We start from the raw sequence: 26,229 nt of genomic DNA, 5'->3' as shown, positions 1-26,229 counted from the left end.
TTACCGTGCAATCAATACAAATGACCGATGTTCACGATGGTGCTGACCGTATCGCCAAAGAATGTCAGACGACTGAGGATTACGCCAACAAACAGCAGAACAAACAACGCTTTTGCCCGACGTTCGCCCTGACGACTCAACACAAAGGCCAGCGCCAGACAAACCAGGCTCGCCAGATAAAGCGGCGAGGTCAGCCAGGCATGCGCGGTCATCTGCATAATAGTCCCGCCGCTTAACCAGATAATTGGGGCTGCGATCATGACCGCCATACAAACAACAATTCCCTGGCGTAATGCGGCAATGGCAGGTGCGAGATTAAGCAGCGGAATAGCCGCACAACCCATAACCCACACGGTGATGAAGAACAGTAGCATCGTCAGACCGTTGGCGATCGCCACCATCGCCGGTGCGGCATAGGTCATACCCTGTACCGCCACCAGCGCAATCCCAAGGACAGACGCCAGAACAGCCGGAACCTTGTGCCCTTTTGCCAGGAACGTCACGCCCACCGCCGCGCCATATAAGGTTGCGCCAAGAATTTCACGGCTTAGCCAGGCGTGCTGCAGGTTTATCAGGGCGTTGTAGGCACGGTCCGGATGCGCAAGGTGCAGGATCGCTGCCACGGACGCAGCCGCCAGAACCAGACCGGTAACCAGCCAGTACAAGCGTTTGCTTTCCAGTTTTCCTTGCAGCTTGCGTAGCGTCAAAATCAGCGTGATCCCAACCGACATCTGACTCAGTACGGTAAAAATGACCAGAGGAAGTTCATACTTTTCCATTACTTGACCTCCGGCTGCTTCGGTTGACGCGCCAGGATAAAACGCGTGCCCGGATTAAGCTGCGGCATGCGTGGGAACCCCGGCGGATACTGGACGGCATTGTTGGGTATCGGGTCGGCATCCAGATCGATTAGCGTCAGCGCCCCCACCGGACAAGCATTTACACATGCCGGTTGCATACCAACGTCAAGGCGTTCGTAGCACATGCTGCATTTTTCCGCCTTTTTCGTCTCTTCATTGAAACGCGGCGCTCCGTATGGGCAATTACGGATACAGTTTTTGCATCCAATACAACGTTCCGTGTTATGCACCACAACACCATCCTCACGTTTGGTGTAAGCCTCGACCGGGCAAGCCGCCAGGCAGGCTGGGTTTTCACAGTGATTGCAAGCCAGCGAGTAGAACGCCCGCTCTTCATGCGGATAAATTTCTTTATCCAGCGGATAGACGTAGCGCCAGAAACGTTCAGGCTCCAACTGGTTAAAACTCTTACACGCCATCGCGCAGCCACGGCAACCGATGCATTTATCGCTATTGACTAAAAACGCGCGTCTCATGCCGCTGCTCCTTTACTTACCAAAATGATATCCGCAAACTGACTGTGGATCGCCGCACCCGGTGCACCGGTTTTCATCAGCCCCATATCGGCCGGGGTATCCGCCACCACGTTTTGTACGTTGTATTTCCGTTTCGGAAACCACGCCTCGTACATCACCAGGAAATCTTCCGGAACGTTAGCGGTCACCTTCGCACGCAGTTCTACTTCACCTACGGTGTTAAACACTTTCACCAGGTCGTTTTCGGCAATGCCTCTTTTTTCTGCAGAAATCGGATGCATATAGACAAACGGCTCCGGATAGAAGACCTGCATCCAGTCAAGGTTGATAAATTGGGAATGGATACCGAACTGCACATGCGGTGTAAACAGGTGGAATGGCAGCGTGCTTTTCGCTTCCGCTTTGTATTCCGGAAGCGCCGTATGGCCATTTTTCTCACATAGCTCAGATTTGAATTCAAACTTTCCAGAGGGGGTATTAAATTTACGGTCATACCAGGCCGCAGAGCTCGGCAAAATGGCTTTTTTCGGGCCATCCAGCAAATCATCCCAGGAGGAGATGCCAAACATTTTGCCCATCCCGTCGTTAAATTCCTGGTCCAGCCAGCGCTTATGATCGAACTCCTGCGGGAATGTACAAGAACCTGGCTCCAGCTTATTTATCGTCCGGGAGAGTAAAACGGCAATCTCCAGATCGCATTTCGCCTCATACATCGGCTTAATGGCCGGTTGGTTGATAGAGAGCCAGTAATGCCAGTAGGAGGCATCAACATTCCACTCTTCAAAGGCCGTAGTGACCGGTAAGACGATATCGGCGTGCTGGACGGTTTCATTAAAGAACTGATCGGCGCACACCACCATTTCCAGTTTTTCAAACGCCTTTTCCATCTTGCTGCGATCAAAATCCTGAGCAAATGGGTTCTTACAGGCAACCCAAAGCATACGAACAGGCGGTTCGTTGGCTTCCAGAATTCCTTTGGCGGTCTGGTTGATATTAAGAGAACGATCGGAATATTGCGCCACTGCCCCAGCAGAACCGAACTCACTGGTTGTACCCGCTGCTCCAGGCATACCGATGGAGCCTACCGGTGGCTTTTGCAGCATGGCATTGTAGTTAAAGCCCCAGGTATGCAGATGCCCATAACGAGCGCCGCCGCCTTCAATACCGATATTACCCGTCATGGCGACGAAAGCATCAATGGCACGAACATTCGCGCCACCATTAACATGGCGCTGCATGCCATAACCAATCCACACGGTAGCAGGATTAACCGCCGTAAATTCTTCCGCCAATTGACGAATGACATCCGCAGACAAACCACAGATTTCAGCCGCCCACTCAACGGTCACACTGTTGCGCAGATAGGCTTCGAATTCCGGGTAACCATGAGAATAGTTGTTGACGAAATCCTGGTCCACCAGGCCTTTATCCACCAAATGACGTGCCATACCCAGCGCCAGCGCACCATCAGAACCTGGACGAACGCGTAAATAAAGATCGGCTTTTGCGGCGGTCTGCGTTAACAGCGGATCGATAACGATCACTTTCGCCCCTTTCTCCCGCGCCTGGTAGATATACTTCATGGTGTGCATTGAGCACCATGCCGGATTAGCACCCCAGATGATGATGTATTTTGCTTTCACAAAATCTTCCGGGTCGTTACACCACATATCGCCCATATCGTAGTTCTGGGCATCGATACCGGCAGGCCAACAAGGCGTTCCGGCAAAACGGGTGGTGTAACCCAGCGAAGACATCATCCCTTCAACCGCATAGTTCAATACCCCGAATTTGCCGGAATATTTGGTCATCGCCAGGCCCAGCATTGAACCATCTTTCTTTTTGATCTCCAGCATCTTGGTCGCAATGCGCTGCATTGCTTCGTCCCAGGAAATACGACGCCAGTTACCGCTACCGCGAACATCCTGAACCATTGGATATTTAATGCGATCCGGGCTGTATACCCGACGCGGGTAGCTCAACCCTTTAACACAGGGTGCTCCATGAGTAAACGTTGACTCAGGCGCGCCTTCCACAAAGGTGATGACATCGTCCTTCACCCATGTTTTCAGGCTACAGGTGTCATAGCAGTTACGCGGACAGGCGTTGCGATAAATTTTGTAGGTTTTCGGGTTAAAAGGAATGGGCGGTTGCGCTAATGCGCAACGTGAAGTCAGCAGTCCCCCTGGTAGGGCAGCCACCGTGCCAAGGGCAATCAACCCTTTCAAAAATGAACGTCTGTTCAGAACTCCCGGTTCATTGCTCATATGATACTCTCGTGTTTAATTCATCAAGCCAAGAAGACAATTTTCCCGCTACGGTTCTCAACGTGGCGGTCTGTGCATTTATCTTTATTTTTTCTATAAAATCGGGAACCCAAACCACTATATACTCATTTACATATCGAGTGAGGACAGTCTGATATTCTGCTGATGCCCGGGCGTTTACCGATAATAAAACGGCCAACTCCAATACATATGAAATATGATCATCAGGAATATTATTCACATGATTTATAGATAGGCCGATATTTGCCATGAATTCCCGAATACTCAGGGTTGATTGACCCATAACAAGAGCATCTTCTTCGAGATAAACTGAAGCAAACGGTGCGGCCTTGAGCGCCTGCGGCCCGATAAAGAGTGCATTGAAGTCATACTCCGCTTGCAGCCACTCGTGCTCTGTCAACGTCGAGGCATTTGTATCCAGCGCGGAATAAGCTTTTTTCAGCGTATTACTATCAGAAGAAATAAAAAAATCACGCAACAATAACCCTGTCGATTCAAAGATCGTCAGGGTTTCATATATTTCACCCATGAATTAACCAACCATTTATTCACACAAGAAATGAAAACATAGTGCAGGTTAATATAATAAAGAAAATGCCTATTCTTTTTTTGATGAAACTAATGATCAGGCTAATTAAATGAATATTTAATGCAGTTTATTGTTTCAAGAATTGACAATCTGAAAGCGCGGAAATAAAAAACCGCCAGCGGATGACTGGCGGTTTTGGCATGCAGGTGAGTCTTACTTTTTTATGCTACTGTTGTGCGAATCAGATAATCAAAAGAGCTTAACGAGGCTTTCGCGCCTTCGCCTGTCGCGATGATGATCTGCTTATACGGTACGGTTGTGCAGTCACCCGCAGCGAAAACACCTTTCACGCTGGTTTCGCACTTCGCATCGATGATAATTTCACCCATGCGGTTGCGTTCAACGGCGCCTTCCAGCCAGTTGGTGTTCGGCAGCAGACCAATCTGTACAAAGATACCTGCCAGCTCCACACTATGAATATCTCCGCTTACGCGGTCACGATACTCAAGACCAGTCACTTTGCTGCCATCGCCTTTTACTTCTGTCGTTTGCGCATTCAAAATGATGTCGACATTTTTCAGACTGCGTAGTTTATTCTGCAGTACCTGATCGGCCTTCATTTCAGGAGCAAACTCCAGCAGCGTCACATGTTCAACGATGCCCGCCAGGTCGATAGCGGCTTCAACACCGGAGTTACCGCCGCCAATCACCGCCACACGCTTGCCTTTAAACAGCGGGCCATCACAGTGCGGGCAATAGGTTACGCCTTTAGTGCGATACTGATCTTCACCCGGAACGTTCATGTTGCGCCACTTCGCGCCGGTCGCGATGATAATGCTGCGCGCTTTCAGCACCGCGCCGGATGCTGTTTCAATCTGATGCAGACCACCTTCCTGCGCCGCAGGAATCAATTTGCTGGCGCTTTGGCTATCGATAACATCAACATCATAGTCATCGACGTGTGCTTTCAGCGCGCCCGCCAGTTTCTGGCCTTCGGTTTTTGGCACCGAGATATAGTTTTCAATATCAACGGTATCCAGGACCTGACCGCCAAAACGTTCGCCCATCAGACCGGTGCGGATACCTTTACGTGCAGAGTAAACCGCAGCAGCAGCTCCCGCAGGGCCGGAACCAACAATCAGTACGTCATAGGCATCACGCGTGTTCAACTCTTCAGCCGCACGTTTCTCTGCGCCGGTATCCACTTTCGCCACGATCTCAGTCAGCGTCATGCGGCCCTGGCCGAACTCTTTACCGTTCATAAATACCGCCGGAACGCCCATCACGTTGCGATCGGTGATTTCGTTCTGGAAAGTACCGCCATCAATCGCCGTATGCTTGATGCGTGGGTTCAGTACCGACATCAGGTTCAGCGCCTGCACCACGTCCGGACAGTTATGGCAGGAGAGTGAATAATAGGTTTCAAACTCAAAATCGCCGTCGAGATCGCGGATCTGCTCCAGCAACGCCTGCGCCTCTTTTGACGGATGACCGCCCGTCCACAACAGCGCGAGCACCAGCGAGGTAAACTCATGGCCCAGCGGAGAACCCGCAAAGCGCGGCCCCTGATGAGAGCCAGGATTAGTAATCAGGAACGATGGCTTACGTACCGGCAGAGTATTGTCTTCGTTAAAGGTGACTTTCTCTGACAGTTCAGCAATTTCAGTCAGCAGTTCCTTGATTTCTGCCGATTTAGCGCTGTCATCCAGCGTAGCAATCAGCTCAACAGGTTTGGTCAGTTTCTCAAGGTAAGCCCTGAGCTGGGTTTTCATATTTGTGTCGAGCATTCTTCTTCCCTCTCTGAAAACATCATCATGCAAGCGGCCTCGTTCAGACAGTCTGAATACGTTTGCATCATGGTGTTGGAATAAAACGGGCACGACGCACCCGCTTAATGATTAATTCGCAAGAATTTCGCGTTACAGGCAGGCGGCAAGCTTATGAATCCCCGGGAGCTTACATAAGTAAGTGACCGGGGTGATTAAGCGTAGCCAACGCACCTGTAGCGCGAAAGGCGTAGCGAATTTTAGATTTTACCAACCAGGTCTAAAGATGGAGCCAGAGTCGCTTCACCTTCTTTCCATTTAGCCGGGCAAACTTCGCCTGGGTGGGATGCAACATACTGTGCGGCTTTAATTTTGCGCAGCAGGTCAGAAGCATCACGACCGATACCTTCAGCGGTAACTTCGATTGCCTGGATGATACCCTGCGGGTCAACAACAAAGGTTGCGCGGTCAGCCAGACCTTCATCTTCACGCATGTTGTCGAAGTTACGGGTCAGGGCGCCAGTCGGGTCGCCGATCATCGCATATTTGATTTTTGCGATGGTGTCAGAGCTGCTGTGCCATGCTTTGTGCGTAAAGTGGGTATCGGTAGAAACAGAGTAAACGTCTACGCCCAGTTTCTGCAGTTCTTCATAATGGTCTGCAACGTCGCCCAGTTCGGTCGGGCAAACGAAGGTGAAGTCAGCCGGGTAGAAGAAGAAGACGCTCCAGCGACCTTCGGTATCTTTCTCGGTTACTTCGATGAACTCACCGTTTTTGAACGCCTGGTTTTTGAAAGGTTTAATTTTGGTATTAATCAAAGACATCTGTACTTCCTCCGTGTTTTCGTTGAGAGATAAGTTAACGAAAATCTCTTCAAAGGGCTAATGCGTTTCCTTTATCAAATCAATAAGCGTTAACTAACAACTTACTCAATCGAACCTAAAAGACAAAAGTAAAAAAGGCCCCCTATGCAGGGAGCCTCATTACCCGAGCTACCCGCAGGTAACGTCAGTACCAGCAGAGCTGGCTATGTGTTGCGCTCTACATTACCTTAACAAAGGTCGTAACAGCGATTGGGATTACATCACCCAACTAAAGAAAGGGCAATCGACAGACTGTCGATCTTACCTATGGCTGTGATAGGTTTTGCAATTCAGTCCCCTTTCCTTCTGATTTTATAAGGAAAATCAATGTTTAAACGTACCTTACTCTTATCCTTGCTTCCCGCTATTGTCCATGCCGAAGAGCTACCGGCCCCTGTTAAAGCCATTGAGAAACAGGGTATTACCATCGTGAAGCCCTTCGACGCGCCAGGTGGAATGAAAGGTTATCTTGGTAAATACCAGGATATGGGAGTAACCATTTATGTCACTCCTGACGGCAAACATGCCATCTCCGGTTATATGTATAACGAAAAAGGAGAAAATCTTAGTAATACGCTGATAGAAAAAGAGATCTATGCCCCAGCAGGGCGCGAGATGTGGCAGCGAATGGAAAAAGCCTCGTGGATTCTGGATGGAAATAAAGAGGCCCCGGTAATTGTCTACGTGTTCGCCGATCCCTTCTGCCCTTATTGCAAGCAGTTTTGGCAGCAGGCGCGTCCGTGGGTCGATTCCGGTAAAGTTCAGCTGCGTACGCTGTTAGTGGGCGTAATCAAACCCGAAAGCCCGGCAACAGCTGTCGCAATCTTGTCGGCAAAAGATCCGGCCAAAACCTGGCATGACTATGAAGCTTCTGGCGGCAAAATGAAGCTGGAAATTCCGGCCTCTCTCCCGCCCGAGCAGATGAAGATACTCAATATCAACCAAAAGTTGATGGATGATTTGGGCGCAAACGTGACGCCAGCCATCTACTACATGAGTAAAGACAATACGTTACAACAGGAAGTCGGGTTACCCGATAAGGAAAAATTAAACATTATCATGGGAAATAAATAAAGGTAACAAAATGAGTGATTGTTATCGTTCTCATCTCAATCACTCATCATCACTGATTTTTTACTCGTAAGAAATAATCTTGTTGTGCTATTTTAGCTTCAGTACATCATACTTTAAGTATTCAAACATAAACTCATAGAATAATTTCACTTATAACATTCTTAATGCAAATTACACCTGACAGAACTTTACAGGAAGATAACGATGGCTAATCTCTATGACCTCAAAAAATTTGACCTGAATCTACTGGTCATTTTTGAATGTATATACCAACATTTAAGTATAAGCAAAGCTGCCGAAACATTGTATATCACGCCATCAGCAGTTAGCCAGTCATTACAACGACTACGCACACAGTTTAACGACCCCCTGTTTATTCGATCCGGTAAAGGCATTACGCCTACGGTGACGGGGGTCAATCTTCATCATCATCTTGAGCAAAATCTGAATATGCTGGAGCAAACCATTAATATTATGCATGACTCCAGTCTGAAAAAAAAATTCATTATCTACAGTCCGCAAATCACCACCACACTGGGGGTAACGGAATTAATCAATGCCCTAAGAAAAAATCCAGATATCGAAGTTGAACACCACGATATATTAATGTCAGCAGAAACCGCAGAGAATATACTGGCGTATCGGAAGGCAGATATGGTGATAACTACGGTTCCCGTGCATAACCGCTCTATTGTATGTAACTTATTTAAAAAGATTGAATGCACTTTGGTATGCAGTGGTAGTCATCCAAGAATGTCTGCACATAGCACGCTCGAAGAAATCATGCGGGAGCAATTTACATTGCTTAGCACAACGCAACCCGGTATCCACGAGCAACAGTTTGTAACGAATGATCTTTTTCCAGAACGTAAAATTGGTTTTAGCAGTGACTCACTGACTTCCATTACTAATATTATTGCCAGCACAGATCTTATTGGCATCATTCCTACAATCATTTATGAGCAAAATGCCGCTGCACTTAACCTGAAAGAAATCAGCATTAATTTTAAATTACCACCGGTTAAACTTTTTTTAATGTACAATCGTTCCTCGCTTAACAACCAGTCTTTTGCTGATTATATTAAAAGGATTAGCCCATAAAATTAAAAAAAGCCTTCATGACAAATCTGTTATATGTATAACTTAACAAACAGTCATTTAAATCATGAATACATTAAAACATTGCATCTTTGAGAAATTGGCATATCTTATTGCAAGCATTTATTATATCTGTAAATAATAAAATCTGGATATGGACTTGATATGTCTGTTTATAAAATACCACTGAATCAAAACGTTCTCGAAGCCGCGCAGGAACGTATTGCCTGGACGCTTGAGGCTCTGCCACGTATTTGCGTTTCTTTCTCTGGAGGGAAAGATTCAGGGTTGATGTTACATCTGACAGCCATAAGCGCCCGCCAGACGGGTAAAAAATTCGACGTGTTATTTATCGACTGGGAAGCCCAGTTTTCCTGCACTATCGACTATGTACAGGCGCTTCGCGAACGTTATTCCGATGTCATCGAACGCTTTTATTGGGTCGCGTTACCTCTGACCACACAAAACTCACTTTCACAATATCAACCTGAATGGCAGTGTTGGGAACCGGGAACGCCGTGGGTTCGCCAGCCTCCGGAAGATGCCATAACCGATCCTGATTATTTCTCTTTTTACCAGCCCGGCATGACGTTTGAACAATTTGTTCGCGAGTTCGCTGATTGGTATTCAGATAAACGACCAGCCGCGATGATGGTCGGCATTCGCGCGGACGAGTCCTATAATCGCTTTGTGGCCATCGCTAATTCGCGCAAGCAACGTTTTGCCGATGACAAGCCGTGGACGACTGCTGCGCCTGGTGGACACACCTGGTATATTTATCCGCTATATGACTGGAAAACAGCCGATATCTGGACATGGTTTGCGCAGTCAAAATTGCCGTGTAACCCCCTGTATAATCTGATGTACCAGGCCGGGGTCCCGACAAGATATATGCGTATTTGCGAACCCTTTGGACCTGAACAACGCCAGGGGCTGTGGCTGTACCATGTTATTGAGCCTCAGCGATGGGCGGCTATGTGCGCCCGCGTCAGCGGTGTTAAAAGCGGAGGTATTTACGCCGGTCATGACAACCATTTTTATGGCCATAGGAAAATACTCAAGCCTGAACATTTAAGCTGGCAAGAGTACGCCATGCTGCTATTGAATAGCATGCCAGAACAGACCGCAGAGCATTACCGCAACAAAATCGCCGTCTATATACAGTGGTATAAGAAAAAAGGTATGGACAATATCCCGGAAAGTCAGGAAAGTGATATTGGTTCCAGGGATATCCCCTCATGGAGAAGGATCTGCAAAGTACTCCTGAATAATGATTACTGGTGTCGAGCACTTTCGTTCAGTCCCACAAAAACGAAAAACTACCAGCGATACACTGAACGAATGAAAACCAAACGCCAGGAATGGGGGATCTTATGCAGCAACGACTAACTCAGGAACTCACGGACTTTCTTTCTGCGCTGTCTGAAGAAGAGCGTATTGAAGCGATCAATGAATTCCGGAAAGCTATCCATAGCGTCAGCCCTTTTCGTGAAGAGCCGGTAGACTGCGTGCTATGGGTTAAAAGCGACCATATTTATCCCAACGACTACAACCCGAACAATGTTGCTCCGCCAGAGAAAAAATTGCTGCTGAAATCTATTGAAGCGGATGGCTTCACGCAGCCGATTGTCGTCGTTGAATCATTCAGGGAAGAATATGAGATAGTAGACGGTTTTCATCGCCATGAATTAGGTAAAAATAAAGCATCGCTAAAACCGCGCTTAAAAGGCTATCTGCCCGTCACCTGCCTGCAACGCAATCGTCATGAGCGTATGGCGGCGACAATCCGCCACAACCGCGCTCGCGGACGCCACCAAATCCACGCCATGTCGGAAATCGTACGTGAATTATCGCAACTGGGCTGGAGTGAAGAAAAAATCGCTAAAGAACTCGGCATGGATAACGACGAAGTATTGCGACTGAAACAAATCAACGGCCTGCAGGAGTTATTTGCCGACCGTCGGTTTTCCAAAGCCTGGACAGTGAAATAATTACAGCGAAACCAGACGCTCTGCGGCTGCTAACAGCGTCGATTCTTGCTTGGCAAAACATAGGCGGATCAGCTTATGCGGGAAAGGATCGGCGCAGAACACCGACAGCGGTATCGCCGCAACGCCCACTTCTTTAGTTAACCACTGACAAAACTCAACGTCATTAAGCGTTGAGACCGCACTGTAATCGACCAGCAGAAAGTACGTCCCCTCACACGGCAGAATTTCCAGTCGACTGTCGCGTAACGCATTCACCAGTACATCACGCTTTTTCTGATAAAACATGGGCAGCTCGCGGTAGTGTATTGGGTCCTCCCGCAGCATATCCGCCAGCGCCAGCTGAGCAGGCGTGTTGACTGAGAACGTCAGGTACTGATGGATTTTGCGTAGCTCGGCGCTAATGGCGGCGGGTGCAACGCAATAGCCAACTTTCCAGCCGGTCATATGATACGTTTTACCGAATGATGAAACGGCAACAGCGCGTTCCCGTAGCTGCGGATGAGCCAGCACGCTCGCATGTCCATGAGCGGCAAAGCAGATATGCTCATAAACTTCGTCGCTGATAACAAAAATCTCACGCTCTTTAATCGCCTGCCATAACGCATCAAAATCAGTGCGCTGCCAGACGGTCGCAGATGGGTTATGCGGTGTATTGAGGATCACTAACCGGGTACGCTCGCTGAGTAACGTGGCAAATTCCTGCCAGTCCACACGAAATAACGGCGGTTGCAGCGCAATACGTTTCACCACGCCGCCGGATAACGCCACCGCAGGCGCATAGCTGTCGTAGCTCGGATCAAAACAGATCACTTCATCACCAGGCCGCACCAGCGCCGTAATAGCTGCATACAATGCTTCTGTGGCCCCAGCCGTGACGGTGATCTCACTTGTCGCGTCGGGCTTATAGCCGTACAACTCCGCTGTTTTATCGGCAATGGCTTCGCGCAGCGGCTGCACGCCCGTCATCGGCGCATACTGGTTAGCGCCATGCGCAACATGATATGCCAGACGTTCCTGCAAGAAGTGTGGACCGTCAAAATCAGGAAATCCCTGCGAGAGGTTAATGGCCTGATGCTGCTGCGCCAGCGCGCTCATCTGCGTGAAGATTGTGGTGCCCAGATTAGGCAGTTTACTTTGCACAATCAGCGGGTTATTACTCATTATTGTTATCCCAGCGAATGATGTTGTTGTTGAAGCCACTATAGCACGATGCTAGTATTTGGCAATCAAGACGTTCAGACGTCTATATAAATATAACCTGCCAGGACAGGACAGCCAAAAGGACAACACAACATGAGTAATACCGAGATTCGCGTCGTCACCGGCCCGGCCAACTATTTTTCCCATCCCGGCAGTTTGTCGAGACTCAACGATTTTTTCACAACCGACCAACTCTCACGCGCTGTCTGGGTTTACGGTGAGCGCGCCATCGATGCGGCGCGCCCTTATCTGCCAGAGGCTTTTCATCTTGCCGAGGCTAAGCACCTACTGTTTACGGGACATTGCAGCGAAACCGATGTTGCTCAACTGGCAAAAGAATCGGGAGATGATCGCAGCATCGTGATTGGCGTGGGCGGCGGTACACTGCTCGATACGGCTAAAGCGCTGGCTCGCCGTCTTGATTTACCTTTCGTGGCGATCCCGACCATTGCCGCCACCTGCGCGGCCTGGACGCCGCTTTCCGTCTGGTACAACGATGCCGGTCAGGCGCTGCATTTCGAAATATTCGACGATGCCAATTTTTTGGTGCTGGTTGAGCCACGAATCATACTCAACGCGCCTGAAGAGTATTTACTGGCCGGTATTGGCGATACGCTGGCGAAATGGTATGAGGCAGTGGTGCTGGCTCCCCAGCCAGAAACGTTACCTCTTACCGTACGTCTGGGCATCAACGGCGCGCTGGCCATCCGCGACGTCCTGCTGGAAAGCAGCGAGCAGGCACTGGCAGATAAGCAGCGTGGTGAACTAACCCAGGCGTTTTGCGACGTGGTGGATGCGATTATAGCCGGCGGCGGCATGGTTGGTGGTCTGGGCGAGCGCTACACCCGTGTGGCGGCGGCACATTCGGTCCATAACGGTCTGACCGTCCTCCCGCAAACGGAGAAGTTTCTCCATGGCACCAAAGTGGCGTATGGCATTCTAGTGCAGAGCGCATTACTTGGGCAAGATGATGTTCTGGCCCAACTTGTCACCGCTTATCAGCGGTTCAATCTCCCCACCAGGCTGGCCCAGTTAGACGTGGATATCGCAAATCGCGCTGAGATCGATAAGGTGATTGCGCATACCCTGCGCACGGTGGAATCTATTCATGCGCTGCCGGTAACGTTAACGCCAGATACCCTGCGCGCAGCATTTGAGAAAGTAGAATCGTTGACGGTGTGACTATCGTACAGGTTGCCTGATGACGGCTTCGCCTTATCAGGTCAACGACGACTAATTATAACGGCAAATGCTCACAATAATTCGAGGAGTTGTAGGCCGGATAAGCGTCAGCGCATCCGGCAAAAAATTAACAGCACTTCGCGCCGCCTTTCCCCCCATAGCGCGCATCCTGCCGCTCGCGGAAAAACTCTTCGTAGGTCATTGGCGTCTGATCCGGATGCGTGACGCGCATATGCTCAACATAGTTGTCATAATCCGGCACACCGATCATCAAGCGGGCGGTTTGCCCTAAATACTTCCCGGCTTTAGCGAGTGTTTCAAACATAGTGATTCCCTGGCGTACAAATGCCCTCCCCGCTCAGGAGAGGGCTTGTTGGTGAAGAGAATATTAGTGCGCGCCTTTCGCCTGCGCCACGATCTCTTCGACATTCTCCGGCATCGGTTCGTACGGCGTTTCTTTCGACGTCGGTTTGTCCTCTTTCAGTGCTGCCAGCGCAGTTTTAATCGAGAACAGACCCAGCACCACGACAACCACCATGAAGAAGATGGTAAGACCCGCATCCAGACGGTTGTTAAACACCAGTTGCGTCAGCTGCGACTGGGTGTATTGCGCCGGAATATTACCGCTGTCGATCATCGCCTGGAACTTGTTGGCGATAGCCAGGAAGCCAATTTTCGCATCCGGGCTAAACGCTTTCTGCCAGCCCGCAGTCAGAGTACAAATCAGCAGCCAAGCCGTTGGCACCAGCGCTACCCATGCGTAGCGCTGACGTTTCATCTTGAACAGCACCACCGCACAGAGCATCAATGCCATACCGGCCAGCATCTGGTTGGCGATACCAAACAGCGGCCACAGGGTGTTGATACCGCCCAGCGGATCCACCACGCCCTGGTGTAAGAAATAACCCCAGGCCAGTACGCACAGCGCCGTCGCCAGCAGGTTCGCAGGCAGTGAATCGGTACGTTTCAGGCTCGGTGATACCACGCCCAACAGATCCTGCAGCATAAAGCGTGCGGCGCGTGTACCGGCGTCAACCGCCGTCAGAATAAACAGGGCTTCAAATAGAATGGCGAAGTGATACCAGAACGCCACATCCATCATGCCGCCCAGCGCACCATGCAGAATATACGCCATCCCAACGGCCAGCGTCGGCGCACCGCCTGCGCGGGAAATGATGGACTGTTCGCCGACTTCATTGGCGATTTGATGCAAGGTGTCTGGGGTAATAGCAAAGCCCCAACTGCTGACCACCTGCGCCGCAGAAGCAACGACATCCGCCGTACCCGCCGGAGCCAACACCGCCATCGGGCTGTTCATCGCGAAGTACACGCCCGGATCGATGATGCACGCGGAAACCAGCGCCATAATGGCGACAAAGGATTCCATTAACATTCCGCCATAGCCGATAAAACAGGCCTGCCCTTCGTTCGCCAGCATCTTCGGCGTGGTACCGGAAGAGATCAGCGCGTGGAAGCCAGATACCGCACCACAGGCAATGGTAATAAACAGGAACGGGAACAGGTTACCGGTCCAGACCGGGCCAGTACCGTCAACAAACTTGGTCAGCGCAGGCATGGTCAGCGTCGGACGCATGATCAGAATACCCACCGCCAGACCAACAATGGTGCCGATCTTCAGGAAGGTAGAGAGATAATCACGCGGGGCCAGCAACAGCCATACTGGCAGCACGGCAGCGACAAAGCCGTAACCCACCAGCATCCACGTCAGTTGTACGCCGGTAAAGTCAAAATACGGTGCCCAGGTCGGACTTTCGGCCACCCAACCGCCGGAAATAATGGCAAACACCAGGAATACCAGACCGATGACCGACACTTCGCCAATGCGGCCCGGACGCAAATAACGCAGGTAGATCCCCATAAAGATCGCCAGCGGAATGGTAAACGCGACGGTGTAGGTTCCCCACGGGCTGTGGGTCAGCGCTTTCACGACGATCATCGCCAGTACCGCGAGGATAATCACCATGATCATAAAACAGGCTACCAGCGCAATAACGCCCGCCGTTGGGCCCATTTCTTCTTTCACCAGTTCGCCAAGGGAACGACCATCGCGACGGGTAGAAACAAACAGTACCATGAAGTCCTGCACTGCCCCCGCAAGTACCACCCCGGCAAGCAGCCAGATCATCCCCGGCAAATAACCCATTTGTGCCGCCAGCACCGGTCCGACTAACGGACCCGCCCCGGCAATCGCCGCAAAATGGTGACCGAACAGCACTTTTTTATCGGTAGGAACATAATCCAGACCGTCGTTATGGCGCACGGCTGGCGTCATACGCGTTGGGTCCAGCGCCAGCACATTTTTCGCAATGTACAGGCCATAGAAACGGTAAGCGATAAGGTAGACACAGACCGACGCCACGACTATCCACAACGCGTTGATCTGTTCACCACGGTTTAATGCGATATAGCCGAGGGCAAATGCTCCCATAACGGAGAGCACTGTCCAGACGAGGTACTTCCCTGATTTATTCATATTGATTATCCGTTGTCCAGGTCAGAGAGATGTTACATTTTGTTTCTATAACATCTTTTCTGAATTTAACAACATGACAACCATACAAACCCGAAGTATCACTGAATTTTTACATTGCAGTGTTAACTAGATCACTTCATTTACCTGTTAACCCTGCAATTTCATTTTACTTTGCCGGGCGACTTCACCCCATCACCGCAGTACCTAATCGGCAGGTACAACAGCGCCGTCCTTGCTCATCAAAGATAACGATTTCCCAGCTTTGGTTCTGCCGTCCAAGATGCAGTGGCTGGCAAACACCGCGCACTTTGCCCTGTGAAACCGCCCGATGGTGCGTGGCGTTCAGTTCTGTACCGACCACACACTGCCCGTCGCGGGTCATCAGATAACCCGCCATTGAACCCAACGTTTCGGCCAGTGCCGCCGACGCGCCTCCGTGCAGCAAACCAAACGGCTGATGCGTGCGGGTATCAACCGGCATTTCGGCCTCCAGCACATCATCGCCCAGCCGGGTATAAAGGATGCCTAAGTGCGCGACCATGGTGTTGCAGCTGGTGGCATTTAATTCATCCAGCGTGAGATGGCGTTTCCAGATCATCATCATGCTCCCAGCGTTGAGCCGCCATCCACCACGATATCCTGTAGCGTAATGTGGCTGGCAAGGTCGGAGGCGAGGAATAAAATGGTGTTGGCGATCTCCTGTGGACGGGCGATTTTCCCCAACGGGATACCAAGCTTAAACTGCTCGCCAAACCCGCGAATACGCTGCTGTTCCGCGTCATCACTGACCCATAACGTGCGCTGCATGTCAGTATCGGTCGAGCCTGGCGAAACCACATTACAGCGCACACCGCTGCCCGCCAGTTCCAGCCCGACGGTGAGCGCCAGGCTTTTTAGCGCAGCTTTTGACGCTCCATAAGCGCTCATGCCGATACGCGGCGTGTGCGCCGCATCCGACGCCACGGTCACGATCGCCCCGCCCTGCTGACGACGAAACTGCGCCATCGTCTGCTGAAACAGATTGAACGCGCCGCCAACGTTAACGGCAAACGTCTGCTGCCACTCTTCAACGCTCAGAGCGTCAGTGGCCCCCATGCGCAGAATACCGGCGGCATTGACCAACACATCCAGCCGCTCGCACGCTTTAAGGACGCGCTGGCACACCTCAGCCACCTGCCCGGCATCGGCCACATCCAGCACTTCGGTCGCAAACGGGTAGTTATCCTGAGGAAATTCGCGATCAAAGCCAGTCACCTGCGCGCCTGCTTTCACAAATGCCAGTGCCGTAGTGTAACCAATGCCTTTTCCCGCGCCGGTTACCCAGACGGTTTTCCCTGCAAACTCAAATCCGGCCATCAGTTCACCTCGCGGGAGAGCAGCTTCCACCAGGCGTCTATGGTCGGATTTTTCGCCAGCATCACGAAATCAATATCGCCATGAACTTTACGCCAGCGTGCCGCCAGCGCCATCATGCGCACGGAATCCAGCCCGTAGTCGATCAGGTTTTCGTCATCCATTGGCTCCTCGGACTCATCAAGCAGCGGCAAAATAATGCTACGCAGCGCCTCTTTACTCGCCGGAACCGGCGTCGGCAAAAGCTCCTGGGTCATTACCACCCGACCGGAGCGTCCCGCCACGTATTTCAGCGACATCAGGTGTTCATCGCGACTAAAATCCGCCAGCGCATCGGCGACCATAAACGGCTTGATATCGCGCATAAAAGCGTCCGTCGCAGTGGTCATGCAGCCAATATGAGCATACACACCGGTAATAATCAGTTGATTACGTCCGGTTTCCTTGAGCATCTGCTCCAGCGGAGAGCGATGAAATGCGCTATAACGCCATTTCACCAGAATAGTATCCGCTTCATCCGGCGCCAGCGCCTCAACGATCTTTTGTTGTTCCGGGGAACGCGTCAGGCCCGGTCCCCACATATCATTCAGCAGAGCGCGATCTTCATCACTCTGTTCTTTCGGCTGAGCGGTGTAATACACCGGAATGTTATGCTCTTTGCAGTACTGGCGCAGCGCGGCGATGTTCGCGATGACCTGCTCCATCATCGGGCAGTTATCGCCCCAAAAGCCGATAAAATAATCCTGCATGTCGTGGATCAGCAGCGCAGCGCGTTCAGGGTCAAATGCCCAGTCGACTTTGTTCACCGGAACATCGAGCGCCGTTGGTAGCGCATAAGCCTGCAGTTTAGGAATTGCCATTTCTATTTCTCCTTCAGGCCAGTGAACGTGATGCCAGCCACTGACGTAATTGTTTTTTATCCACTTTACCGACCGGGGTCAGCGGGAGTGACTCAACGCACTCCACGCGGTCAGGTAATTTGAATTCCGCCACGCCCTGGCCGCGCAGGAAACGGCGCACCTGCACCGCGCGCAGCGGCTCTTTCACCACCAGCCAGGCACAGCTTTTCTCGCCCATCAGTTCGTCATCCATACTGACCAGGGCCGCATGGATCACCAATGGGTGGCGTAACAGCAGATTTTCAATTTCTTCTGCTGCGATCTTCTCGCCACCCCGGTTGATTTGATCCTTTTCACGTCCTTGTACGGTGATATAGCCATCCTGATCGATAGCGATCAGATCGCCGGAGCAGTAAAAACCGTTGGCGTCAAAAGCGCTGGCGTTGTGCTCCGGGCTTTTGAAATAACCGCGGAAAGTGTACGGACCACGCGTCATCAGACGTCCGGTCTCTCCCTGGGCTAAGGGGTTGCCGTCAGCGTCTGCAACCCAGACTTCATCATCCGGACACATCGGACGGCCCTGGGTGTTGATGATGCGCTCAGGGCTGTCGTCCAGACGGGTGTAGTTCACCAGCCCTTCCGCCATGCCAAAGACCTGCTGCAACTGGCAGCCAATCTCCGCTGGAATACGCGCCGCAAGCGAGGCAGAAAGGCGTGCCCCACCAACTTGCAGCAGCGTCAGCGAAGCCAATTGCGCATTACTCCCCCACTCCGCAATCGCCTGCAGCCACAGACTCACCGCCGGCGGCACCAGCGCCGTGACGTTAACCTGATGCTGTTCAATCAGTGGGAAACACAGGGTTGCGCTCGGGTCAGCCGCGAGAACCACCGTGCCGCCAGCCAGGAACACGCCCAGCGCGCCAGGCGAACTCATGGCGTAGTTATGCGCCGCCGGGGTCGCGCACAGATAGCGCGTTTCCCCGGTAAAGCGGCAGATCTCATTACTGCGTCGCACGCTGTAGTAGTAATCGTTATGAGTACGAGGAATAAGCTTTGGCGTGCCGGTGGTACCGCCGGAAAGCTGGAAGTACGCCACTTCATCAGCAGGCGATGGCGTCGCGGTAAAATCAGCCGTAGGCTGGTCTATCGCCTTTTGCAGGTTATGTTCGCCTTCATCATTGCGCAGTTGCACCACGCGCACTGAATTGTGTTCAGCCACAAAGGTATTGAGAAAATCTTCCCCGCTAAACAGCGCATGCTGGCGATCGGCAATCAGCAGCGCCGGTTCAATCTGTTTGGCATAGGCGTTGAGTTCGTTACGCTGATGGCTGAACAGGGCCAGCACCGGAGCGACACCCAGCTTGAGTAACGCAAAGAAGGTGATGTACAGCTCAGCCACATTGCCCAGTTGTACCAATGCGGTTTCGCCGGGTTTGATTCCCTGACGACGCAGGCTGCAGGCAAGATTGTCAGCGGCCTGATTCAGCTGGCGATAGCTCAAATGGCGTTCACCATCAATAATCGCCGTATGGTCGCTGTCGGCATGACGGGTCAGAATGTCGGTCAGCGGCAAATCCTGCCAGTAACCTTTTTCACGATAGCGGCGGGCAAACTCCTCCGGCCAACGGGTGAAAGGAATACTCATCATGACTCCTTAATGCAGTCCAAAAACATTCAGCATGGTGGAAAGCTTGGCTCCCGTTTCACGCCATTCCGCAACCGGAGAAGACGCAGGCACAATTCCGGCGCCAGCAAAGAAACGAACCTGATTACGCAGCAGCTTCGCGCAGCGGATCGTCACCACCCATTCGCCGTTGCCTTCAGCATCACACCAGCCGACAATGCCGCCGAACAGTTCGCGATCGAACGGCTCCAGCTCGGCGATCAGCTTGCGCGCAACCTGATGTGGGAAGCCGCTCAGCGCAGGCGTCGGATGCAACAGGCACGCCAGCGTCAGTGCGTTTTCCTCTGCGTTGGCTTTACCTTCAAACGGCGTACCGAGATGCCAGAGCGTCGGCGTAGTAACCAGTTGCGGAGAGGAAGGCAGTTGCAGTTCACTGCTGCGATCGCGCAATACCGTTTTCATCGCCTGCGTCACCAGATCGTGCTCATGGCGGTCCTTCTCAGATGCCAGCAGGCGGATCCCTGCTTCGCGATCCAGCACATCATCAGGCTGACGACGTGCAGAGCCGGCCAGCGGCAGAGAACTGAAACGATCGCCCTCTTTGCGTAACAGCAGTTCCGGGCTGGCGCCAATCAATACGCCACCGTCTTCAATAGGGACATGGAAGTTGTAACTCGCCGGATTTTGCGCCACCAGGCGTTCAAGTAACGCCCCACTGTCAATATTGGCATCGGTGGTGATATCGATCAGGCGTGACAACACCACTTTGTCGACTTCCGGGGTTGCCGTCAGCGCCGCCGCCCGGGCAACCATCTCTTCAAAAAAGTCCTGTTCCGGAATCGATTTACGCTCAACCACGTTTAATGACTGATGCCGGTTAAAGTAACGTGATGATTGCTGCTTTGCCGTGCGAGAGAAGCTCTGCCACGATTGGGGAATAAACAGCGATGATGGCTGGCGGGTATCGAAAGGAATTGCCCCGACCATGATGGGGTTAGCGATGCCCTGCGATTTGGCATCAGCAAACAGTGCGTGCATTTTGTGTTGGAAAGGGCTGTCTGGCGAATCGCCATCAATTGCCGGTTCCGCATAGCGGGCGAAGCATCCTGACGTCGTAAAACTACGATACGGCGACATAAAGAAAAAACTGTCGGGAGCGAGCGTCGGCATAGTCTGCGTTTTTTCCTCGGCCAGTGACATATCCATATCATCCTCCAAAAATGATAAAGGCTCTAATAATGATTATCATTTATATTTTCGGTCGCTAACCTAAAAGCAAAGCGGCTGTATGTCAACTCTTGTGGCAGCACAATGTGCGACTTTGGCTTGCATCCTTGCTCGCTAACAATGAAAATGAGAAGCATTAACCATACTGATAACAGGAAGCTGATTCGTGAGTCTCCCCTCTTTTTGTCGCACCGTGCTTTTACTGACTGGTGTGTTTATTTCAGGAGTTTCTTTAGGTCACGCCGCCGACTGGCCGCGTCAGATCACCGACAGCCGTGGCACGCATACGCTGGAGCATAAGCCGCAGCGCATTGTCTCCACCAGCGTAACCCTCACCGGCTCGCTGCTGGCGATTGATGCCCCTGTCATCGCCAGCGGCGCCACCACGCCGAACAACCGCATTGGCGATGCGCAGGGCTTTTTACGTCAATGGAGCGACGTGGCCAGGGAACGCAAACTCAGCCGTCTGTACATCGGCGAACCAAGTGCTGAAGCCGTAGCGGCACAAATGCCGGATCTGATTCTAATCAGCGCCACCGGCGGCGATTCCGCCCTCGCGCTATACGATCAGTTGTCCACCATCGCGCCCACGCTTATCATCAACTACGACGACAAAAGCTGGCAGTCGCTGCTGACGCAACTGGGTGAAATTACCGGTCAGGAACAACAGGCAGCAGCGCGTATTGCCGAATTTGATAAGCAACTGCAAGCGGTTAAGCAACGTATCACCCTGCCACCACAGCCGGTCAGCGCGCTGGTCTATACCGCTGCGGCGCACAGTGCCAATCTTTGGACGCCTGAGTCGGCGCAGGGCAAGCTGATGGAACAGTTAGGTTTCACGCTGGCACCGCTGCCTGCCGGTTTGCACACCAGCCAAAGCCAGGGAAAACGCCACGATATCATCCAGCTTGGCGGTGAAAATCTGGCGGCAGGCCTGAACGGCGAAGCGCTGTTCCTGTTTGCTGGCGACAGCAAAGATGCCGACGCCATTTATGCCAATCCACTTCTGGCGCATCTGCCAGCCGTGCAAAATAAACGTGTTTACGCCCTGGGCACGGAAACCTTCCGTCTCGACTACTACAGCGCGACGCAGCTGTTGCAACGTCTGTCGGCTCTCTTTTAAAAGCCAGCGCCGGATGCGGCTAACGCCCTATCCGGCCTGCAAACCGTAAAGCATAACGCCATCAGGCATTCACTGGCATTTGCCGGAATCGACGTAGTTCCCCCAGCAACAGCAGCAGTAGCAGACCAACAATCACCAGCCCAAATCCACTCACGCTTGCCGAGGCGACGGGCGTCATCATCGCCCCCAAACCGCCTAACAGCGCCGCGCCAATCGCATCCCCGGTGACGTTCTGCGCCGTCCACAAACCGTTAATTCGCCCGAGCATCGCTTCTGGCGTTTGCGTCTGTAACAGGGTGTACTGCAACAAAGAACTAACCGCACTTAACCAACCGAACAGCGCCAGGCAGACTACCCCAAGCTCCCAGACCGGCATCAAGCCAAACAGGCCGATAGCCAGGAACGAAGCCACGGTAGAACCCAGCATGATCAGTCCCGGACGAACGCTGTGCGCCAACTGTCCGCTGGTCAATGCCCCCACCGCCGCGCCAAGAGGAATAGCCGCATACAGCAAACCTATTTGCGCGCTCGACATCTGCCAGTTAATCGCTAACGCCGGATACAGCACGCGCACGGCGCTCGCCATGGTCAACAAGCCCCCGAGCAACGCAATGCCGCCAATCAGCGGACTGGCGAGCAAAAAGCGAAATGCTGCCAGCAGCGATTTCAGCGGATGCTCGCGCGGCTGCGGTGGTGGAGGTAACGCAGGAAGGCTCAATAGAGGCAGTAAGGTTATGAACGTGCCTGCCGCCGCCAGCCCGTAGTTCCAGGCCACGCCGCCGGTCGCCAGCAGCACTCCGCCAAGCATCGGCGAAATGACCGAACCCAAACGCACCGTCAGCATGGTAATCGCCCCGGCCTGCATCAGGTTTTCCCGCCCGACCAACGCCGGCGTTGCTGCCAGCAAAGCTGTCACGCCCAGCGAGGCAAAGAAACCGTCCCATAAACCAAGCAGATAAATCGCCAGTAACGACGGTTCGGGCAGCAGCGCATTCAGACACAAACCAATAAAGCCGATGCCACAGGTTCCACGCGCCAACAGGATCACTTTTTTACGCTCATAGCGGTCGGCCAGTACGCCGCCAACCATCAGGCCAATAAACATCGCGCTGCCAGTCAACGTCACCGACAAACCGACTTGCCAGGTCGATTGGGTCATCATCTGGATCTGTACCGGAACCGCCACACCGAGCAGCCCCAAAGAGACAATGGAAATAAAACGAGCGAGGAAGACGGCGCGAAATGCAGGGTGGGTCTTTAACAGGCTGAGATTAAGCAGCCAGGATTGTCGATTCATTACAGAGCCTTACCAGGTACTTTTTCAATATCCATTCGATGGCTGCACATGCTAACATATCCAAATAAGATCGATAACGATAATTACTATCATTATCAGGGAAGTTGATATGTCATGCTCTGTTTCCGCGACACGCGCCTTCGCCGTGCCCGGACTATTGTTATTACTTGTTCTCACCACGGTATTAAGTCTGGTTATTGGCGCAAAATCGCTACCTGCCTCCGTGGTGCTGGACGCACTCTCCAGCAGTTGCCAAAGCGCGGATTGCACCATCGTGCTGGACGCGCGACTGCCACGCACGCTGGCAGGACTGCTCGCCGGCGGCGCGTTGGGTCTGGCGGGCGCATTAATGCAAACGCTCACGCGTAACCCGCTCGCCGATCCGGGGATCCTTGGCGTTAACTCTGGCGCCAGCTTCGCCATCGTGCTGGGCGCGTCGCTGTTCGGTTTCTCTTCGCCACAGGAACAATTGCTGATGGCTTTTGCCGGGGCGCTGGCCGCCTCGCTGATTGTGGCGTTTACCGGTAGCCAGGGCGGTGGGCAACTCAGCCCGGTACGACTGACGCTGGCGGGCGTTGCGCTGGGTGCAGTGCTCGAGGGGCTATCCACCGGCATCGCCCTACTCAACCCGGACGTCTACGATCAGTTGCGTTTCTGGCAGGCCGGTTCCCTCGATATCCGCAGCCTGCAAACGCTGAAGGTAGTACTGGTGCCGGTATTGATTGCCGCGGCTGTCGCATTGTTCCTCAGCCGTGCCCTGAATAGCCTGAGTCTCGGCAGTGACACCGCAACCGCGCTTGGCAGTAAAGTCGCTCGTACGCAGTTTATCGGCCTGCTGGCGATCACTGTCCTGTGCGGCAGCGCGACCGCGATTGTTGGTCCTATCGCCTTTATCGGCCTGATGATGCCGCATATGGCGCGCTGGCTGGTAGGCGCCGATCACCGCTGGTCATTGCCCGTCACTCTGCTGGCAACCCCCTCTCTACTGTTAATTGCCGATATTATCGGTCGTGTGATTGTCCCCGGCGAGCTGCGTGTCTCGGTGGTCAGCGCATTTATTGGCGCGCCGGTGCTTATCTTTTTAGTACGCCGTAAATCGCGCGGGGGTGGCGCATGATGCACCTCTCCCGCCGTCTGCTCATCAGCAGCCTGCTGCTGGTTGTAGGGTGTCTCGTCGTTGGCTTATGGAGCCTGCGTAGCGGCGTCGTTACGCTGGAAACTCAGCAAATTATTGCCGCTCTGTTCGGCGATGCGCCGCGCAGTATTACGCTGGTGGTCACCGAATGGCGTTTGCCACGCGTGCTCATGGCGCTATTGATTGGCGCGGCACTGGGCGTGAGCGGCGCAATATTTCAGTCGCTGATGCGCAACCCGTTGGGCAGCCCGGATGTGATGGGTTTCAATACCGGTGCCTGGAGCGGTGTACTGGTGGCAATGGTGCTGTTCGGCCAGCATCTCACCGCTATCGCACTGGCGGCTATGCTGGGTGGGATCCTGACTTCACTGGTAGTCTGGGCGCTCGCCTGGCGTAATGGTATCGACACCTTCCGGCTAATTATTATTGGTATTGGCATACGCGCTATGCTGGTGGCGTTCAACACCTGGCTGCTGCTAAAAGCATCATTAGAAACCGCGTTAACAGCCGGACTGTGGAACGCCGGATCGCTCAATGGCCTGACCTGGGCCAAGACCTGGCCTTCTGCCCCGCTGATTATTGTGATGCTGGTGTGCGCCACACTGCTGGTGCGCCGGATGCGTTTACTGGAAATGGGTGATGACAGCGCCTGTGCGCTTGGCGTAAGCGTTGAGCGTTCGCGTCTGATGATGATGCTGGTCGCCGTGGTACTGACCGCCGCCGCCACCGCGCTGGCAGGTCCAATTTCCTTTATTGCTCTCGTCGCCCCGCATATTGCGCGTCGACTTAGCGGCACATCCCGCTGGGGATTAACCATGTCAGCGCTGTGCGGCGCATTGCTGCTGCTGATGGCGGATTTATGCGCCCAACAGCTGTTTATGCCTTATCAGCTTCCGGTGGGCGTTGTCACCGTAAGCCTCGGCGGTATTTATCTTATCGTCTTGTTAATTCAGGAGTCCCGCAAAAAATGATCGAATCAGTTGCCCGTTTGCGCGGCGACCAGTTAACGCTGGGTTATGGCAAGTTTACCGTAGCGGAAAACCTCAATGTGTCGATTCCCGACGGTCACTTTACCGCGATCATTGGGCCAAACGGCTGCGGGAAATCAACGCTACTACGTACACTGAGTCGTCTGATGGCACCCGCACACGGCAAGGTTTGGCTCGACGGTGAGCATATTCAGCACTATGCCAGCAAAGAGGTCGCACGCAGAATAGGTTTGCTGGCGCAAAACGCCACCACGCCGGGTGATATTACCGTACAGGAGCTGGTTGCTCGCGGGCGTTACCCACATCAGCCGCTGTTTACCCGCTGGCGGCAAGAAGATGAAATCGCGGTAAACACAGCGATGCAGGCCACAGGGATCACGCATCTGGCGGCGCAAAGTGTAGATACTCTTTCCGGCGGGCAACGTCAGCGCGCATGGATTGCAATGGTACTGGCGCAGGAAACATCGATTATGTTGCTCGATGAACCCACCACCTGGCTGGATATCAGCCATCAGATTGATCTGCTGGAGCTGCTCAGTGAACTCAACCGGGAGAAGGGTTACACGCTGGCTGCCGTTCTGCACGACCTCAATCAGGCCTGTCGCTACGCCACGCATCTGATTGCGCTTCGTGACGGAAAAATTATTGCCGAGGGGGCACCGAAGGAGATTGTTACTGCGGAGCTTATCGAAAAAATCTATGGATTACGCTGTATGATTATCGACGATCCAGTTGCCGGCACGCCGTTAGTGGTGCCACTAGGGCGCAACAAATAGCGAGATTTAACGTATGGCGACTGCCCGCCGCCATACGCCAATTAA

24 protein-coding genes are annotated in these 26,229 nt (G+C 52.7%); 9 read left to right on the top strand and 15 right to left on the bottom strand.

What is annotated here, in order from left to right:
* Positions 1 to 11: 11 nt before the first annotated feature.
* The 6 genes from FDW96_RS19810 to ahpC form a co-directional block, all read right to left on the bottom strand.
* Positions 12 to 779, bottom strand: coding sequence for a DmsC/YnfH family molybdoenzyme membrane anchor subunit (locus FDW96_RS19810; protein ID WP_061381647.1), 768 nt, complete (start codon positions 777 to 779; stop codon positions 12 to 14).
* On the bottom strand, positions 779 to 1,336 hold the full coding sequence (locus FDW96_RS19805) for a 4Fe-4S dicluster domain-containing protein (RefSeq protein WP_137366173.1): 558 nt from the start codon (positions 1,334 to 1,336) through the stop codon (positions 779 to 781). The genes FDW96_RS19810 and FDW96_RS19805 overlap by 1 nt, the downstream gene beginning before the upstream one ends.
* On the bottom strand, positions 1,333 to 3,603 hold the full coding sequence (locus FDW96_RS19800) for a molybdopterin-dependent oxidoreductase (RefSeq protein WP_137366172.1): 2,271 nt from the start codon (positions 3,601 to 3,603) through the stop codon (positions 1,333 to 1,335). The genes FDW96_RS19805 and FDW96_RS19800 overlap by 4 nt, the downstream gene beginning before the upstream one ends.
* On the bottom strand, positions 3,593 to 4,153 hold the full coding sequence (locus tag FDW96_RS19795; RefSeq protein ID WP_061381645.1) for a molecular chaperone: 561 nt from the start codon (positions 4,151 to 4,153) through the stop codon (positions 3,593 to 3,595). Before FDW96_RS19795 ends, FDW96_RS19800 begins: the two co-directional genes overlap by 11 nt.
* 221 nt (positions 4,154 to 4,374) lie before the next feature.
* Entirely contained in the window at positions 4,375 to 5,940 is a 1,566-nt protein-coding gene (gene ahpF / locus FDW96_RS19790) for an alkyl hydroperoxide reductase subunit F (protein ID WP_137366171.1), read from the bottom strand.
* Positions 5,941 to 6,179: 239 nt separating this feature from the next.
* Positions 6,180 to 6,743, bottom strand: coding sequence for an alkyl hydroperoxide reductase subunit C (gene ahpC, locus FDW96_RS19785; protein WP_004859485.1), 564 nt, complete (start codon positions 6,741 to 6,743; stop codon positions 6,180 to 6,182).
* 366 nt (positions 6,744 to 7,109) lie between these two features.
* Between ahpC and dsbG the strand changes: the two genes are divergently transcribed.
* The 4 genes from dsbG (at position 7,110) to FDW96_RS19765 (ending at position 10,945) form a co-directional block, all read left to right on the top strand.
* Positions 7,110 to 7,856: a thiol:disulfide interchange protein DsbG gene (dsbG, locus tag FDW96_RS19780; protein ID WP_061381644.1), complete on the top strand. Its 747-nt coding sequence runs from the start codon at positions 7,110 to 7,112 to the stop codon at positions 7,854 to 7,856.
* Positions 7,857 to 8,060: 204 nt separating this feature from the next.
* Positions 8,061 to 8,957, top strand: a complete 897-nt coding sequence (locus tag FDW96_RS19775) for a LysR family transcriptional regulator (RefSeq protein WP_042309852.1) — start codon at positions 8,061 to 8,063, stop codon at positions 8,955 to 8,957.
* 162 nt (positions 8,958 to 9,119) lie between these two features.
* Positions 9,120 to 10,343 carry a phosphoadenosine phosphosulfate reductase gene (locus tag FDW96_RS19770; protein WP_042309854.1) on the top strand — a complete coding sequence of 408 codons (1,224 nt, stop codon included), beginning with the start codon at positions 9,120 to 9,122 and terminating at the stop codon, positions 10,341 to 10,343.
* Positions 10,328 to 10,945, top strand: a complete 618-nt coding sequence (locus tag FDW96_RS19765; RefSeq protein WP_042309856.1) for a ParB/RepB/Spo0J family partition protein — start codon at positions 10,328 to 10,330, stop codon at positions 10,943 to 10,945. The genes FDW96_RS19770 and FDW96_RS19765 overlap by 16 nt, the downstream gene beginning before the upstream one ends.
* Here FDW96_RS19765 and FDW96_RS19760 read toward each other — a convergent pair whose 3' ends face one another.
* Positions 10,946 to 12,106: a pyridoxal phosphate-dependent aminotransferase gene (locus FDW96_RS19760; protein WP_061381643.1), complete on the bottom strand. Its 1,161-nt coding sequence runs from the start codon at positions 12,104 to 12,106 to the stop codon at positions 10,946 to 10,948.
* Between the two features lie 132 nt (positions 12,107 to 12,238).
* Between FDW96_RS19760 and FDW96_RS19755 the strand changes: the two genes are divergently transcribed.
* Positions 12,239 to 13,327: an oxidoreductase gene (locus FDW96_RS19755; protein ID WP_137366170.1), complete on the top strand. Its 1,089-nt coding sequence runs from the start codon at positions 12,239 to 12,241 to the stop codon at positions 13,325 to 13,327.
* A 127-nt stretch (positions 13,328 to 13,454) separates the two neighbouring features.
* Here FDW96_RS19755 and FDW96_RS19750 read toward each other — a convergent pair whose 3' ends face one another.
* The 7 genes from FDW96_RS19750 to entC form a co-directional block, all read right to left on the bottom strand.
* Positions 13,455 to 13,652 carry a YbdD/YjiX family protein gene (locus FDW96_RS19750; protein ID WP_003022064.1) on the bottom strand — a complete coding sequence of 66 codons (198 nt, stop codon included), beginning with the start codon at positions 13,650 to 13,652 and terminating at the stop codon, positions 13,455 to 13,457.
* Positions 13,653 to 13,715: 63 nt separating this feature from the next.
* A complete protein-coding gene (gene cstA / locus FDW96_RS19745; RefSeq protein ID WP_006685575.1) occupies positions 13,716 to 15,821 on the bottom strand; it encodes a pyruvate/proton symporter CstA in 2,106 nt (701 codons plus the stop codon).
* A gap of 184 nt (positions 15,822 to 16,005) precedes the next feature.
* A complete protein-coding gene (entH, locus tag FDW96_RS19740; protein ID WP_137349022.1) occupies positions 16,006 to 16,419 on the bottom strand; it encodes a proofreading thioesterase EntH in 414 nt (137 codons plus the stop codon).
* Between the two features lie 2 nt (positions 16,420 to 16,421).
* Complete coding sequence (gene entA, locus FDW96_RS19735) at positions 16,422 to 17,177, bottom strand: 2,3-dihydro-2,3-dihydroxybenzoate dehydrogenase EntA (RefSeq protein ID WP_137360481.1); 756 nt, start codon at positions 17,175 to 17,177, stop codon at positions 16,422 to 16,424.
* Entirely contained in the window at positions 17,177 to 18,034 is an 858-nt protein-coding gene (locus tag FDW96_RS19730; protein ID WP_042309864.1) for an isochorismatase, read from the bottom strand. Before FDW96_RS19730 ends, entA begins: the two co-directional genes overlap by 1 nt.
* Positions 18,035 to 18,047: 13 nt before the next feature.
* Positions 18,048 to 19,658, bottom strand: a complete 1,611-nt coding sequence (gene entE, locus FDW96_RS19725) for a (2,3-dihydroxybenzoyl)adenylate synthase EntE (protein WP_137366319.1) — start codon at positions 19,656 to 19,658, stop codon at positions 18,048 to 18,050.
* Positions 19,659 to 19,667: 9 nt separating this feature from the next.
* On the bottom strand, positions 19,668 to 20,843 hold the full coding sequence (gene entC / locus FDW96_RS19720) for an isochorismate synthase EntC (RefSeq protein ID WP_079225054.1): 1,176 nt from the start codon (positions 20,841 to 20,843) through the stop codon (positions 19,668 to 19,670).
* A gap of 187 nt (positions 20,844 to 21,030) precedes the next feature.
* Between entC and fepB the strand changes: the two genes are divergently transcribed.
* On the top strand, positions 21,031 to 21,987 hold the full coding sequence (fepB, locus tag FDW96_RS19715; RefSeq protein WP_042309871.1) for a Fe2+-enterobactin ABC transporter substrate-binding protein: 957 nt from the start codon (positions 21,031 to 21,033) through the stop codon (positions 21,985 to 21,987).
* Between the two features lie 61 nt (positions 21,988 to 22,048).
* Here the strand turns inward: fepB and entS are convergent, their stop codons facing one another.
* Positions 22,049 to 23,284: an enterobactin transporter EntS gene (gene entS, locus FDW96_RS19710; protein WP_042309873.1), complete on the bottom strand. Its 1,236-nt coding sequence runs from the start codon at positions 23,282 to 23,284 to the stop codon at positions 22,049 to 22,051.
* A 109-nt stretch (positions 23,285 to 23,393) separates the two neighbouring features.
* On the opposite strand from entS, the gene fepD reads away from it, so the two are divergent.
* Genes fepD through fepC form a run of 3 tightly spaced genes read left to right on the top strand, consistent with a single transcriptional unit; the run spans position 23,394 to position 26,184 of the window.
* Positions 23,394 to 24,401, top strand: coding sequence for a Fe(3+)-siderophore ABC transporter permease (gene fepD / locus FDW96_RS19705; protein WP_137366169.1), 1,008 nt, complete (start codon positions 23,394 to 23,396; stop codon positions 24,399 to 24,401).
* Positions 24,398 to 25,390, top strand: coding sequence for an iron-enterobactin ABC transporter permease (gene fepG / locus FDW96_RS19700; RefSeq protein ID WP_170974731.1), 993 nt, complete (start codon positions 24,398 to 24,400; stop codon positions 25,388 to 25,390). The genes fepD and fepG overlap by 4 nt, the downstream gene beginning before the upstream one ends.
* Positions 25,387 to 26,184 (top strand): iron-enterobactin ABC transporter ATP-binding protein, encoded by a 798-nt coding sequence (gene fepC, locus FDW96_RS19695; RefSeq protein WP_042309879.1) that lies wholly within the window; start codon positions 25,387 to 25,389, stop codon positions 26,182 to 26,184. The genes fepG and fepC overlap by 4 nt, the downstream gene beginning before the upstream one ends.
* Positions 26,185 to 26,229: the final 45 nt, after the last annotated feature.

The sequence above is a fragment of the Citrobacter sp. TBCS-15 genome (assembly GCF_005280815.1).
Classification (GTDB): Bacteria; Pseudomonadota; Gammaproteobacteria; order Enterobacterales; family Enterobacteriaceae; genus Citrobacter; species Citrobacter werkmanii.
This window is presented reverse-complemented; position numbering and strand designations above follow the sequence as displayed.